Below are 13330 nucleotides of genomic sequence, written 5' to 3' on the forward strand. Positions count from 1 at the left end.
GCTTCTTTTTGAGGGTAGCGCCTGACTCGACGCCCTGCCGCCGCCTCGCCCCCTTGGCGACGGGCGGCTAATGGCCCGTGCAGTCAGTTTCGCGCATTCGAGCCATGCCCGGGAATGGCAGCGATGCTGGTGTGGTAATCGCCAGACAGGCCACTAGTCCCGGCTAAGCCAGGCCATCGACAGGCGCGAGAGCCAGGGTGGCGAGACCTGCCCGAGGCCGTACATCAGGCGGAACAGCCAGTGGATGGGGCGATGCACCCTGGGCCGAAGCGCCTGCCGCCACACCTGCTCGGCGATATCCTCGGCGCTCAGGCGCAGGCCCAGGCGGCGCAGCACCGGCGGCTCGAAGCTCTGCCGGGCGACCATGGGCGTGCGGACGAACGGCGGCATCAGGTCGCCGACCCGAATGCCGTGGCGCCGCCATTCAAGCTCCAGCGCCTCGGTCAGGCCACGCACGGCGAACTTGGAGGCCGAATAGCTGGCCATGTGCGGCGTGCCATAGAGCCCCGAGGCCGAGCCCATGTTGATCACCTGGGCCCCCGGCGTGCCCTTGAGGTACGGAAAGGCCGCGTGGGTGACCTGCAGCAGGCCGAGCAGGTTGACCTGCAGGATACGCGCGTGCTCCTCCATCGCGATCTCCTCGAAGTGGCCGAAACGCAGCAGGCCGGCGGAGTTGAACAGCAGGCGCAGGGCCCCGCCGTGCTGGGCGCAGAAGTCCTGCAGCGCCTCGCGCACGGCGCCGACGTCGGTGACGTCGAGTTCGGCGTGCCATACCCCGCCCAGCTCGGCGGCCAGGGTGGCGAGCGCGCTGTGATCGATATCCAGCAGCCCCACCGTCCAGCCCCGGGCGTGGAACAGACGCGCGGTGGCAGCGCCAATACCGGAGGCGGCCCCGGTGATCAGGATGGTGTTCATCGACAGCCTCGTTCCCGCAGAAACTCGCTAGCTCGGAGCATGGCCAAACCCAGGCTGGTGACAATCAGCCCGCGCATCGGCGTATGCACTGTGGTCTCCATATGCCACGAGTATTGCCGATTAACGGCTGCTTGGCATGCCGCCGCACCGTCGCCAAGGCGGCTCAGGCCGACAACCTCGCTAGCAGAGCCCGCGCCTGCCCACTACGGCGTCACGGGCGCCAGCACCTCGTCTCTGCGATAGGCCGGGCGGACCGCGGTGCCAGCGGCAGCAGCGCCTGGAAACGCTCTAACCAGGCACGGAGACGCCTTGCCCAAGCGCTTGGGCGAGAACGGTTGGAGTAAATGGCTGGGGCAGAATGGAGGCGGCCCCACCAGCCACACCCCGGCACACGATGTTCCCGCTATGGCTGCTTCCTTCCGGACCTGACCAGGTTAACGGGTAATCGTTGCGGGGGGACCGGTGGGGCCACCATAACGAAGCCCGTCGAGCGACGGGCCGCGCCATTGTACTGGTAAACCGAGAAGTTACAACCGCTTCAAACACTTAGACGCATCACACACGGAAGCGGCCGACCAGTTGGGCCAGGCCATGGGACAGCTCGGAGAGCCTGGCGCTGGCCTGGGTGCTCTGCTCGGATGTCTGTGCCGCCTCGGTGGACAGGTCGCGGATATCGCTGATGTTGTGGGCGATCTGCTCGGTGACGCTGCTCTGCTGCTCGCAGGCGGTGGCGATCTGCGCCGCCATGTCGTTGATCCGCGACACCGAATCGCCGGTGGCGGACAGCGCACCGTCGACGCCGGCGGCGCGCTCGACGCTGTCGCGAGCCCTCTCGCTGCCCGCATGCATGGCCTTGACCGCGTTCTGCACGCCGCTCTGCAGGCGCTCGATCATCTGCTGGATGTCCTTGGTCGAGTCCTGGGTGCGCGCGGCCAGGGCACGCACCTCGTCCGCCACCACGGCGAAGCCCCTGCCCTGCTCGCCGGCACGAGCCGCCTCGATGGCGGCATTGAGCGCCAGCAGGTTGGTCTGCTCGGCGATGCCCTTGATCACCGCCAGTACCGCACCGATATTGGCCGTCTCCTGCTCCAGGGTCTGGATGGTGCCGGAGGCGCTTTCCACCTCCTGCGCCAACTGGCGGATGGCGTGAATGGTGGCACCCACCACCTGGGCACCCTCGCGCGACTGCGCCTCGGCACTGCGCGCGGCGTCGGCGGCGCTCTGCGCATTGCGCGCCACCTCATGCACGGCGGCGCTCATCTCGGTGGCGGCCGTGCTGACCTGGTCGACCGCCGCGTGCTCGCTGCTGATCAGGCGGTCGTTGGCCGCCGCCATGTTGGCCAGGGTCGCGGCCGAGGTTTCGACCTCGCCGGTGACCCGCCCGACCTCGCGAATCAGCGGCTGCAATTTGTCGAGGAAGCGATTGAAGGCATCGCTGAGCTTGCCCAGTTCGTCGCGCGACAGCACCTCCAGGCGCACCCGCAGGTCGCCGTCGCCCTCGGCGATCTGCTCGATGCGGTGCAGCAGGTTGTGCAAGGGACGAGTCACCAGCAGCGGGAAACCCAGGACCAGCACGGCGCAGATCAGCAGGCCGATCACGATGAACGCGCCCTGCTGCCAACTGCGTTTCTCGCCCTGGGCGATGGCCGCCGTGCCTTCGGCGTTGGCCTCGCGGTCCTCCAACTCGCCCAGCTTGTCGATGGCGTCACGCATGGCCTCGAACTGCGTCTCGCTGGCCCCGTAACTCAGCGCCGAGGCGGCCTCCGGATCGCTGGCGCTCAGCTCGACAACCCTGCTGGAGGTAACCTTCCACTGGGCGAAACCGCGGTCGAAAGCCGCCACCAGGGCTGCCGCCTCCCTACCCGGTTGCATATCGGCGTACTTGTGCACGCGATCGTAGGCCTGCTGGATATTTTCGGCATGCGCCGCCCTCAGCGCTTGCGCATGGTCGCCGGCCGCCTCGCCGAGCATGCTGCGTTCGGCGACGAAGGCCTGGTAAAGGTCGCGATCGGCATTTAGCAGCAGACTGATGGCCGGCAGGTAGCGATTGGTCAAGCGCACGCTGGAGTCGACGGCCTGGTTGGTGCCCAGCATGCCGAGGCCACCGATGAGCACCAGCAGGACGGCGAGCAGCAGAATCGGTAGAGCGATCTTCCAGCGAAAACCAAGGTCGGCGAATAGACGCAACATGATGGCCTCCCGCGGATGCGCTGCCGTTATCGTGCAATTAAGCATAGCCACTGGCCTTGAGCCTGCCCGCGGACAGATCCCGGTATCCATCGGCGCGGCCTGCGCAAAACCTGGTGATTGCTCCTGGCGCATCAGCTCTCGCGAGTTGTGCTAGTTTGCCTGCCGAATCGCCCGCGCCGCGGGCATCCCTTAGCCAGAATGGAGCCCGAGATGGCCATTACCAAGGATCAACTGATCACCGACCTCGCCGAAGCCTGCGACCTGCAGAAGAACGATGTGCGCGCCCTGCTCGACCAGTTGGGCGAGATAGTCGCGGATGCGCTGGAGAACGACGGCGAGATCAGCCTGCCCGGGGTCGGCAAGCTCAAGGTCGGCGAGCGTCCGGCGCGCACCGGGCGCAACCCGGCCACCGGCAAGGCGATCCAGATCGCCGCGAAGAAGACGATCAAGCTGGTGCCGGCCAAGGCCCTGCTGGACGGCCTCAACGGCGCCTAACGGAACATGGCGTTCAGGGTGTGACCTTGAGCGCCTCCTTCGGCATTACCGCGAAGGACTCGGCTTCCTCGGCGCCATCCCGGGCGCCGCCGTGCTGGCGCAAGCGACGAATCTGCTTGACCCGCTGCAGGTTTTCCCAGGCCATTGCGAAGTGCGCCGGCGACTGATCGATGGCGCTCTGGAAGAACTGCTCGGCCGCATCCAGCCGGCCTTGGATCAGGCAGACATAGCCGACATCGTTGCTCGCGGCGGCGCGGCTCTCCACCTGCTCGAAACTGGACAGGGCCTCCTCGTAGCGCCCCATGCGCGCCAGCAGCAGGCCGTAGTTGCGCCATAGCGGCTCATAGCGTCCATCGAAGCTCAGCCCGCGACGATACTGGGCCTCGGCCTCACTCCACTTGCCCGCCAGGTACAGGGAGTAGGCCTGGCTGTTCGCCACCACGGGCGAGCGTGGTTCTATCTGCTGGGCCAGGCGGTAGAAACTGGCGGCCTTGTCGAAGTCATTGGCCAGGTCGGCCAATACGCCGAGGCCATTGTAAAGCCTGAGCGGCGACTCGCCGTCGACCCTCGGCGCCCCACCCTCGTCGGCTCCGCCCTGGCGCCGCTGGTCGACCGCCAAGGCCTTGCCCAGCAGTTCCCGGGCGCTCGCCGGGCGCTGCATGGCCAGCTGCAGCAGGCCCATTTCGGTCAAGGCCGACAGGTTGTCGGGCTGGTTTTGCAGCACGTCGGCATAGGCCAGCTCGGCCAGATGGTTATTGCCTCTCTCGCGGTGAATGCGCCCGACCCAGACCATGGCCTCGTACTCGTTCGGATCCAGCTCGATGGCGCGCAGGTACTGATACAGCGCCTGATCCAGGGCCCCGCCCTGATAGGCGATGGCCGCCATGCGCATGGCCTGTTGCGGCGAACTGGCCTGCTCCTGCACCTGGTAGAGCACCGAGTTGCGACCGCTGAAGATGGAGCGGTCGGGCCCTGCAGGCGTGCTCTGGCAACCGACCAGAACCAGTGCCAGGGCGAGCAGCGTAAGATTCCTATTCATGTCATAGCTTCCCGAAGGTTCTGAGAATCCCGACTATCACGGGGCCTATTGCAACGAGGAAGAAACTGGGCCAGAGACAGAGCACCAAGGGAAAGATCAGCTTAGTCCCGACCTTGGCCGCCTGCTCCTCCGCCGCCTGGGTACGGCGGTCGCGAAACTCCTCCGCGTAGACACGCAGGGTATCGGCGACGCTGGTGCCGAAACGGATGCTCTGCGCCAGCAGGCTGACCAGTCCCTGTACATCGTCCAAACCGGTGCGCTCGGCCAGATGCTTGAGCGCCTGGGTGTTGGGTACCCCGGCACGGATCTCGGCATTGACCATGGCCAGCTCCTCGGCCAATTCGGGGTGGCTGACCAGCATCTCCTCGGCAACCCGCTCCATCGCCTGCGGCAGAGACAGGCCTGACTCGACGCAGACCACCATCAGATCCAGCGCATCGGGAAAAGCCACGCGCAGGCGGTGCATGCGCCCCTCCTTGCGCTTGTCGACATAGATCGCCGGTATCAGCCAGCCGACACCCACAGCCGCCGCAACCAGCATGATGCCGACGTTCAAGGAGATCTTGGGCAGCAGAGGTAAAGCCAGCAGCGCGGCGATCAATAGCGATGCCGGCAGCAGCAGGCGAATAGCCCAGTAGATCTGAGGAGCGGAGGCGGAACGATATCCCGCGTGGGTCAGCAACTGGCGAGTCGGTGAAAGGCTGCGCGTGTCATCGCTGGCGAAGCGCTGCCCTACCTGCTCCAGCAACAACTGCAGATTGCTGGGCGCCACATAGCTATCGGCGCCATGCCCATGGCCGCGCTTGATCATGCCCAGGCGCCGCTGCACGGGATCCTGCAGGCCGAACAGCAACATCACCAGGGTCGCCACCAGTAACACCACGCTGAGGGAAATACCGCCGACGAACAACATCCGGGCCAGTTCCTCATCGCCCACCGCGCGGTTGATCAGTGCCAGCAGGTAGTCCATGGTCCCTCCTATACATCGAGTCGGATGATTCGGCGAATCCAGAAGATGCCCAGCAGCATGGTGCCAAAGGCTGTCATCACCAGCTTCTGGCCGAATTCGTCCTTGACCAGCAACGGCATGTATTCCGGTGTGGTGGCGGCAATGCCGGCGGCCAGCACGAAGGGAATGGCCACCAGTACCCAGGCCGACATGCGCCCCTCGGCCGACAGCGTCTTGACCTTGCGCTGGAAGCGGAAACGCCCGCGGATCAGGCTGGCGATGCGCTCCAGCACCTCGGTCAGGTTGCCACCGCTCTCGCGGTGAATCAGGATGCTGGTCACCAGCATCATCACCGTCATGCTCGGCATGCGCTCCAGCAGGCCGAGCATGGCTCGGCGCACGTCGTTGCCATAGTTGATGTCGGCGAAGGTCAGGCCGAACTCATGGGCCACCGGGCCCTTGTGCTCCTCGGCCACCAGGCGCAGGGTCTCGCTGAACGGGTGGCCGGCGCGCAGGGCCCGGCACATTGCGTCCAGGGCGTCGGGCAGGCCCTCCTCGAAGCGGGTGAAGCGCTTGGCGCGGTCGCTGGCGATCTTGACGAAGGGCACGCAGCCGGCCAGCAGGGCCAGCGCCAGGGCGGCCCACCACAGCTTGAGCGCCACCCAGGTGGCAAGCGCCGCGGCGCCAGCCATCAGCAGCGCCAGCAGCACCACGCGGTAAGCCCGATAGGAGTGCCCGGCCTGCTCGATCATCTGCGCCAGATGCTCGCACCAGGGCAACTGCTCCAGCGCCGCCTCCAGCGGCGACAGGCGCTTGAGGTATTTGCGGCGCAGCACCGTCTGCATGTTCGGCAGGTGGTTGGCCACCTCCAGCAGGTGCAGGCGCGAGCGGATACGCTTGCGCATGCGGCCCGCCTCACCGAACACGGGCACCACCACTCCCTGGCTGAGCAGGAACACGGCGGCGAACACCATGCCGAGGAAGGCCAGGATCATCTCGCTGGGAATCTGGCTCATGACTGCAGGGCCTCCATCCAGTCCGGGCGGAACAGGTTGAGCGGCAGCTCGATGCCGCGCTTGGCCAGCACATCGCGAAAGGCCGGAACCATGCCGGTGGGCCGGTATTCACCGAGCACCTCGCCATGCTCGCCGATGCCGCGCCGCTCGAAGGCGAAGATTTCGGTCATGGTGATAATCTCGCCCTCCATGCCGTTGATCTCCTGCACGCTGACCAGGCGCCGCTTGCCGTCCTCCTGGCGCTCCAACTGGATCACCAGGTCGATGGCCGAGGCGATCTGCTGGCGCATTGCCTTGATCGGAAAGGTCGCGCCGGTCATAGACACCATGTTCTCGATGCGCCCGAGGGCATCGCGCGGCGTGTTGGCGTGGATGGTGGTGAGCGAGCCGTCGTGGCCGGTGTTCATCGCCGTCAGCATGTCCAGCGCCTCGGCGCCGCGTACCTCGCCGATGACGATGCGATCGGGGCGCATGCGCAGGCTGTTGCGCACCAGCTCGCGCTGATTCACCTCGCCGCGTCCCTCGATGTTTGGCGGCCGGGTCTCCAGGCGCACCACATGCGGTTGCTGCAGCTGCAACTCGGCGGAATCCTCGATGGTGACGATCCGCTCGTTGTCCGGAATGAAACTGGACAGCACGTTGAGCATGGTGGTCTTGCCGGTGCCGGTGCCGCCGGACACCAGTACGTTCAGGCGCCCGCGCACTATGGCCTTGAGCATCAGGGCGATGCCCGGAGTAATGGTGCCCATCTGGATCAGGCTTTCGGCATTGAGCAGGTCGACGGCGAAGCGACGGATGGACAGAGTCGGCCCGTCGATGGCCAGCGGCGGGATGATGGCGTTGACCCGCGAGCCGTCCTTCAAGCGCGCGTCGACCAGCGGCGAGGATTCGTCGATACGCCGCCCCAGGCTGGAGACGATGCGGTCGATGATGTTGAGCAAATGATGGTCGTCACGAAAACGCACATCGGTGCGCTGCAGCTTGCCGAAACGCTCGACGTAGACCGAGGCGTGGCCGTTGACCAGGATATCCGACACGCTGTGGTCGGCCAGCAGCGGCTCCAGCGGGCCGAGGCCGAGCACCTCGTCGCCGATCTGCTTGATGATCAGCTGGCGGCTGCCGGTCGACACCGGCGCCGAGTGCTCGTCCAACAGGCGCTGGCAGATGTCGCGTATCTGCCGCGCCGCCTCGGCGGGCTCCAGTGTGTCCAGCAACGACAGGTCCATGACCTTGAGCAGCAACTGGTAGATCTTCTCGCGCCACTCGCTTTCCACCGGGTTGAGCTGGGTGCGGGTCTCGTAGACCTCGGCGGGCGTGGAAATCTCCCAGCTCATCGCGACCGGCTTGTCCGGCTCGGCCTGAGTCGCGCCATCCTTGGCCTTGCCAGGCTGTTGTTGACGCAGACGGTTACGGAAATCGCTGAGCATGCTTCACCCCCGGAACAGACGGCTGAAGGTTCGCTTGAACAGCCCTTGCTCGCCGGGCTGGCTGCCCGCTAGCTCCTGCTTCAAGTTGCGCAAGGCCTGAGTGATGGGCGCGCGTGGCGCGTGCAGCTCCAGCGGCACGCCGCTGTTCTGGCTTTCGCTGACGGCGGCGAAGTCGTTGGGCAATCTCTGCAGATCGGGGCAACGCAGCGCGTCGTCTATGTCCTGCAGGGTGATGGGGGCCGTCTTGCTGTAGCGGTTGACCACTATGTGCAAGCGATTGCTCTGTACCCCCAGATCGTTGCGCAGTATCTGCAGCAGGCGGCTGGCGTCCTTCAGATGGCTCAGGCTCTGCTGCAGCAGGATGTAGCAGTGGTCGGCCTGTTCCAGGGTGACGCCGGTCAGATGGTCGATCTGCCGTGGCAGGTCCACCACCACCCAGTCGTAGCTGGCGCGGGCGAGTTGCAGCAGCGCCTCGAGCTGCTCCAGGCGCACGTCCTGGGTCAGGCACAGATCGCCCGAGCGCCCACCCAGCACATGCAGGGTCGGGCTGAAGTGGCTGCAGAAGCCGCGCAGCGCCACGCTGTCCAGCCCCTCCACCTGCTGCATCACCTCCACGTGGCTGTGGGTTGGCGCTATGTCCAGGCTGTGGGCCACGCTGCCGAACTGCAGGTCCAGGTCCAGCAGCAGGGTGCTGGCACCGGTGGCGCTGAGCTGGTGGGCCAGGTTGCAGGCCAGCATGGTCGCGCCCGAGCCGCCCTTGGCATTCATCACGGCCACCAGCTTGCCGCCGCTAACGGAGCCGACATGGCTCTCGCGCAGCATGCGCTGCAAGGCACCGAGCAGCTCCGCCTCGACCACGGCGTCGGCCAGGAAATCGCGTGCCCCCGCCTGCATGGCCATGCGCATGCCTTCGCGCTCGTCCAGGGGGCCGCAGACCAGCAAGGGCGGGCGTTCGTTGGCCGGGCGCTGAAGCAGCGCGGCCAATTCCTCGCGCCACAGGTGACTGACCCACAGCAGCAGAAAGTCCGGCAGCTCGTCCAGGCCGTAGAGCGGGTCGGTGTGGCCATTGCTGACCAGGCGAGTGTTCACCTGCAGGCCAGGGATGCGCTGGCTGATTTCCTGCAGGCGGTGGAGCGCACGGGTGTCGCGGCTGCTGATCAGCAGCCGCGGGCCGTGCCGGCTGGTGTCGGATGCTGTCAACATGGCGTGATCTCCGGGGTGATGCCCTCCTCGGCGTGACGGCCAAGGCTTTCGCGCGGCAGGGTCGCGCGGAAACTGGGCAGGGTCAGCTGGGTGCCGAGCACGGGAATCAATAGGTCAAAGGCGAAGTTGTCCACGCGCAGCTGCACATAGCGGATGGCGCGGAAGCCGTTGGGGCCGGTGGTATCGCCGGGCGCAGGGACCACGGCGCCGTTGCCGTCCAGATAGATCAGGCTCAGATCGGCGGTCTCCAGATTGGCGATCAGGTCGCTGCCGCCGCTGTCGCTGGCCGCGTTGAAGATGGCCCGACGCAGGATCACCGGATCGCTGATGTCGCATACCGCCGCCAGCCGCGCGCCACGCCGCACCGTTTCGCTCAGCGTGTTGACCGTGAAGTACAGGCGTCCCATCTCGATCACGCCGAACAGCAGGATGAACAGCAGCAGGCCGATGATGGCGAACTCGACCACGTAGATGCCACGCATGCGCCTGTTCATCACAGCGCCCTCATCACGACAGAGGCGTTCAGGGTGACGCTCAGGGGAATATCGTCGCCGTAGAAGGCGGGCAACACGCCGATGACCGGCTGGAAGGGGTAGGCGATGCTGACCTGCACATAGCGATTGTCGGTCACCGACTGCTGCACGCTCACATGGGCGGTGCTCAGACCCGGCACCACGGGGCCGAAACCGGCCGATGCGGAAGGCACGCCGTAGACCGCCACATTGCGGGTCTCGCTCTGCAGGTTCGCGTTCAGGTCCATTCTGCCCAATGTGGCGTTCCAGGCCTGCCCGGCGGCGTAGCGGGCGGCATCGCGGCTGGCCTGCAACAGGCCGTTGTAGTGGAACAGCATGCGGCCGAACTCGGCAACGCCCAGCAGCAACAGCAACAGCAATGGCAGGGCGATGGCGAATTCGACCATTGCTACACCGCGTTGCGTTTGCTTGCCGGGCTTGGGGGTCATGGCGCTCTCCTAGGAATCCACACTGGGGATGGCGATGCCATTGATATAGGTCTTATACAGCTGGATGATCTGCGGCCCGACATCGTCCACCGGGTTGGGACCGGGAACACCATCACCCTCACACTCCCGGACAAACTGCCCATATATCTGCGACGTATTCCCCTGCTGATTTACGGACTGCAACAAGAAGAAGCAGCCGAAGCCAAGCACGGGAATTGGGCTCTGCCCATTAGCCTGCCCACTGCTTTGCCCTACCACCACTTTCAGCATTCGCCTTTCAAAAACACCATTGGACACACACCCGGACGGACACCCGGCGACACTGTCCAACCAATCGTTATAATCGAGAAGTTGCTCGCTAGACGTATATAAGTTCCCATTATTTGACATTACTGGCCGCCCCCGGAACTCGACCCTTGGAGGCGATGCCGTGTCGTTATATGTCATGTTTGGCGTGCTAAAACTGACGACCTTATCTGGCAGGCACTCCGCCCTATCCACAGGCCCATTATAAATATTGAGCCTAGTATTCAGCCCCTGCGCCAAGGGGCCAGTAAGATTGCCCGGTTGTGTTTCGACAGTATCGCCAACCATTGAACAATGGTTTATTCCGCCACAGGCTGCGGCGCGCACAATATTCGCACCGGGCCCATCCAGACGAATAACTTGAAAGTTCCCAGGGCCGACGCATGAGGTATCGCCCGCCCCGCGTTTGAGCACTACAACTTCACCAAAGCGATAGCCCCAGAAAACGCCATTCTCCGGGTCATATTGATTAGGGTCGCCGCAGACCATGAGCGGTGCGATATCACACGGATTCGCCGTCGGGCTGGGGCCGGCAGTCGCCACGGCGGCCACCGCCTTGTCCATATCGCCGCCGTCGCTCATGGCCTGTACGAAACCCCAGAAGAAGCCGGTCAGCGGGAAGTCCGGCACCGTGACTCGCACGTAGCGGGCATTGGCCGGCCCTGGGTAGGAAAACAGCCCATAGATGCTGTCGGAAAACTCGACCACCGCGAAATTGCCGACCGCGTTGTCGATGGCGTCGGCCAACTCGGCGTTGCCACTGGCCGCGGCATTGAGCAGCAGCGCCTGCAAGGCATCCTGGCGGGCATTGAACTCGGCATCGGCGGCGCCCAACTGCTCCTGCAGGGTCTTGGCCCCACTGAGTGCCGCCGCATCCACCGCGTTCTGCAAGCGGGTCTTGTTGACCAGCATGTGCCCGCCATCCAGCGCCAGGGCCGACATCATCAGGATGGCGGCCAGGGCTATGACGATCAGCACTATCGCCGCGCCCCGCTGACTGAGCGGCAGCGCTTGGCGGCGGTGCGGCTTGCGGGGACTCATGATGTGCCTCCTCTAGTTGATGTTGATCTGGATCGGCTGGCCGACCTGGTTGGCATCGCCGGTCTTGCCGCGATAGCCATCCAGCGCGCGCTCGATCACCGGGCCGTCGGTGCCGGTCGCCGCGGGTGCGCTGCCCGGGTTGGCGGCACGCTCCTTGTCGGCGATCTGTTCGTAGTTCGTGGCGTAAACGCTCTGCCCCAGATGGCCGACCCGGCCTTCGTCGTAGGTCATGCAGCCGACCAGCGACAGGGTCAGGGAGAACAACGCAATCAGCGCTTTCATGAGTCCACCTCCATCACTTGAGATCATGGCCGAAGCTGCTGCCGGTCACGCCGAGGCTGACCGGGACGGCACGGTCCGGCCCCTCGCCCTTGGTCTTGCCGAGCAGATAGAAGTCCCTGTCGCTCGGCTCGACGAAACGCTCGGTCGGCAGGCGCACCAGGTTGGCATCCACCGGTTTGGCGATATGCGGGGTCACCAGGATCACCAGTTCGGTCTCGCCCTTGATGAACTCCTGGCTGCGGAACAGATGGCCGATCACCGCGATGTCGCCCAGGCCGGGAAAGCGGCTGACCAGGTCGCGCGTGTTCTCGTTGATCAGGCCGGCGATGGCGATGGTCTGGCCATTGCCCAGCTCCACCGTGGACTGCGCGCTGCGCTTGGTCAGCGAGGGGATGACCTGGCCGACGCCATCGCCCAGCGGCGTGTCGAGGCCGGTATCCAGCACCAGGGCGTTGGCGTTGGAGAGCTCGCTGACCTCCACGTTCAGGTTGAGGTTGATGCGGTCGCCATCCAGCACCACCGGCAGGAAGCGCACGCCGACGCCGAACTCCTTGAACACGATGGTGATGCCGTCCTCTTCGGTGATCGGCACCGGAAACTCGCCACCGGAGATGAACTCGGCCTGCTGGCCGGTCAGGGTGACCAGGGTCGGCTCGGCCAGCACCTTGGCCGAGCCGTTGTCCTTGGCCGCCTCCAACACCGTGTTGAAGAGGAAGCTGCCGGAGGCGAACTGCGCCAGGAAACCCTTGCTGTCACGGATCAGGCCGCCATCGAGCGTGCTGTTGCCGCCGTTGAAGCTACCGAGGCTCCAGTTGCCCGCATCGCCAATGGCCAGGAAGTTGACGCCCAGGCGCTTGACCAGATTGCGCTGCATCTCGGCCACCTTGACCTCGAGCATCACCTGCTGGCCACCGCCGACGGTGAGCAGATTGACCACCTCCAGCGAGTCGCTCGCCTTGGCCTTGGCCTCCTTACCTTCGCCCTGGGCGACGCTGACGCTCTGCGCGGCATAGCTCTTGGCGATCTTCATCGCCGAGTCCATGGCCGCCGCACTGCTGACCTGGCCGCGCAGTACCAGCGAGCCCTGGGCGCTGAACACCTCGATCTTCTCGTTCGGCAGCAACTGATAGAGCTTGCTCTTGAGCCCGCCCAGGTCGTGCACCACCTCCAGGTCCAGGCTGTCGATCAAGCGGTTGCCGCCATCCCACAGCAACACATTGGTGCTGCCCAGCGAGCGCCCCAGCAGGTACAGCTGGGTGGGGCTGGTGATCAGGATGTCGGCAATATCCGGATTGCCGACCGACACCCGTTTCACCGGTACCCGGGTGCTCAGCACCCGCGACTTGTAGATGGGCACCTGAATGCTGCCATCGTTGACCGCCGACAGGGTGGAAACGGCGGTTCTCTCGGCGGCCTGCGCCTGGCACAGCAACCCCAGACTCAACAGCAGGGCCGAACTCATCACTCGAATGCGTTGCATGTCTCTCTCCTTGACGGCGCCCTTCG

13 protein-coding genes and 1 other RNA gene are annotated in these 13330 nt (G+C 65.3%); 1 reads left to right on the forward strand and 13 read right to left on the reverse strand.

Annotated features, from left to right (window positions below; translation table 11 throughout):
• Positions 1-153: 153 nt before the first annotated feature.
• The 3 genes from AAFN46_RS05635 to AAFN46_RS05645 form a co-directional block, all read right to left on the reverse strand.
• Positions 154-915: an SDR family oxidoreductase gene (locus AAFN46_RS05635; RefSeq protein WP_347807712.1), complete on the reverse strand. Its 762-nt coding sequence runs from the start codon at positions 913-915 to the stop codon at positions 154-156.
• Positions 916-1283: 368 nt separating this feature from the next.
• Positions 1284-1380: signal recognition particle sRNA small type (ffs, locus tag AAFN46_RS05640), an RNA gene on the reverse strand.
• A 90-nt stretch (positions 1381-1470) separates the two neighbouring features.
• On the reverse strand, positions 1471-3105 hold the full coding sequence (locus AAFN46_RS05645; RefSeq protein WP_347807713.1) for a methyl-accepting chemotaxis protein: 1635 nt from the start codon (positions 3103-3105) through the stop codon (positions 1471-1473).
• A 198-nt stretch (positions 3106-3303) separates the two neighbouring features.
• Here AAFN46_RS05645 and AAFN46_RS05650 point away from each other — a divergent pair, with 198 nt between their 5' ends.
• Positions 3304-3600, forward strand: coding sequence for an HU family DNA-binding protein (locus AAFN46_RS05650; RefSeq protein ID WP_347807714.1), 297 nt, complete (start codon positions 3304-3306; stop codon positions 3598-3600).
• Between the two features lie 13 nt (positions 3601-3613).
• Here AAFN46_RS05650 and AAFN46_RS05655 read toward each other — a convergent pair whose 3' ends face one another.
• From AAFN46_RS05655 to AAFN46_RS05700, 10 genes are read right to left on the reverse strand one after another with little or no spacing between them, the layout of a single operon-like run.
• Positions 3614-4639: a tetratricopeptide repeat protein gene (locus tag AAFN46_RS05655; protein WP_347807715.1), complete on the reverse strand. Its 1026-nt coding sequence runs from the start codon at positions 4637-4639 to the stop codon at positions 3614-3616.
• A gap of 1 nt (position 4640) precedes the next feature.
• Positions 4641-5609 carry a type II secretion system F family protein gene (locus AAFN46_RS05660; RefSeq protein WP_347807716.1) on the reverse strand — a complete coding sequence of 323 codons (969 nt, stop codon included), beginning with the start codon at positions 5607-5609 and terminating at the stop codon, positions 4641-4643.
• A gap of 8 nt (positions 5610-5617) precedes the next feature.
• Positions 5618-6604 carry a type II secretion system F family protein gene (locus tag AAFN46_RS05665; RefSeq protein WP_347807717.1) on the reverse strand — a complete coding sequence of 329 codons (987 nt, stop codon included), beginning with the start codon at positions 6602-6604 and terminating at the stop codon, positions 5618-5620.
• Positions 6601-8031 (reverse strand): CpaF family protein, encoded by a 1431-nt coding sequence (locus AAFN46_RS05670; RefSeq protein WP_347807718.1) that lies wholly within the window; start codon positions 8029-8031, stop codon positions 6601-6603. Before AAFN46_RS05670 ends, AAFN46_RS05665 begins: the two co-directional genes overlap by 4 nt.
• A gap of 3 nt (positions 8032-8034) precedes the next feature.
• Complete coding sequence (locus AAFN46_RS05675; RefSeq protein ID WP_347807719.1) at positions 8035-9234, reverse strand: AAA family ATPase; 1200 nt, start codon at positions 9232-9234, stop codon at positions 8035-8037.
• Positions 9228-9728: a TadE/TadG family type IV pilus assembly protein gene (locus tag AAFN46_RS05680; protein WP_347807720.1), complete on the reverse strand. Its 501-nt coding sequence runs from the start codon at positions 9726-9728 to the stop codon at positions 9228-9230. The genes AAFN46_RS05675 and AAFN46_RS05680 overlap by 7 nt, the downstream gene beginning before the upstream one ends.
• On the reverse strand, positions 9728-10195 hold the full coding sequence (locus AAFN46_RS05685; RefSeq protein WP_347807721.1) for a TadE/TadG family type IV pilus assembly protein: 468 nt from the start codon (positions 10193-10195) through the stop codon (positions 9728-9730). Before AAFN46_RS05685 ends, AAFN46_RS05680 begins: the two co-directional genes overlap by 1 nt.
• A 9-nt stretch (positions 10196-10204) precedes the next feature.
• Positions 10205-11542 (reverse strand): Tad domain-containing protein, encoded by a 1338-nt coding sequence (locus AAFN46_RS05690; protein ID WP_347807722.1) that lies wholly within the window; start codon positions 11540-11542, stop codon positions 10205-10207.
• A gap of 12 nt (positions 11543-11554) precedes the next feature.
• Positions 11555-11824, reverse strand: coding sequence for a hypothetical protein (locus AAFN46_RS05695; protein WP_347807723.1), 270 nt, complete (start codon positions 11822-11824; stop codon positions 11555-11557).
• 13 nt (positions 11825-11837) lie between these two features.
• Positions 11838-13304 carry a type II and III secretion system protein family protein gene (locus AAFN46_RS05700; protein ID WP_347807724.1) on the reverse strand — a complete coding sequence of 489 codons (1467 nt, stop codon included), beginning with the start codon at positions 13302-13304 and terminating at the stop codon, positions 11838-11840.
• Positions 13305-13330: the final 26 nt, after the last annotated feature.

The sequence above is a fragment of the Pseudomonas sp. CAU 1711 genome (genome assembly GCF_039888625.1).
Taxonomy (GTDB): domain Bacteria; phylum Pseudomonadota; class Gammaproteobacteria; order Pseudomonadales; family Pseudomonadaceae; genus Aquipseudomonas.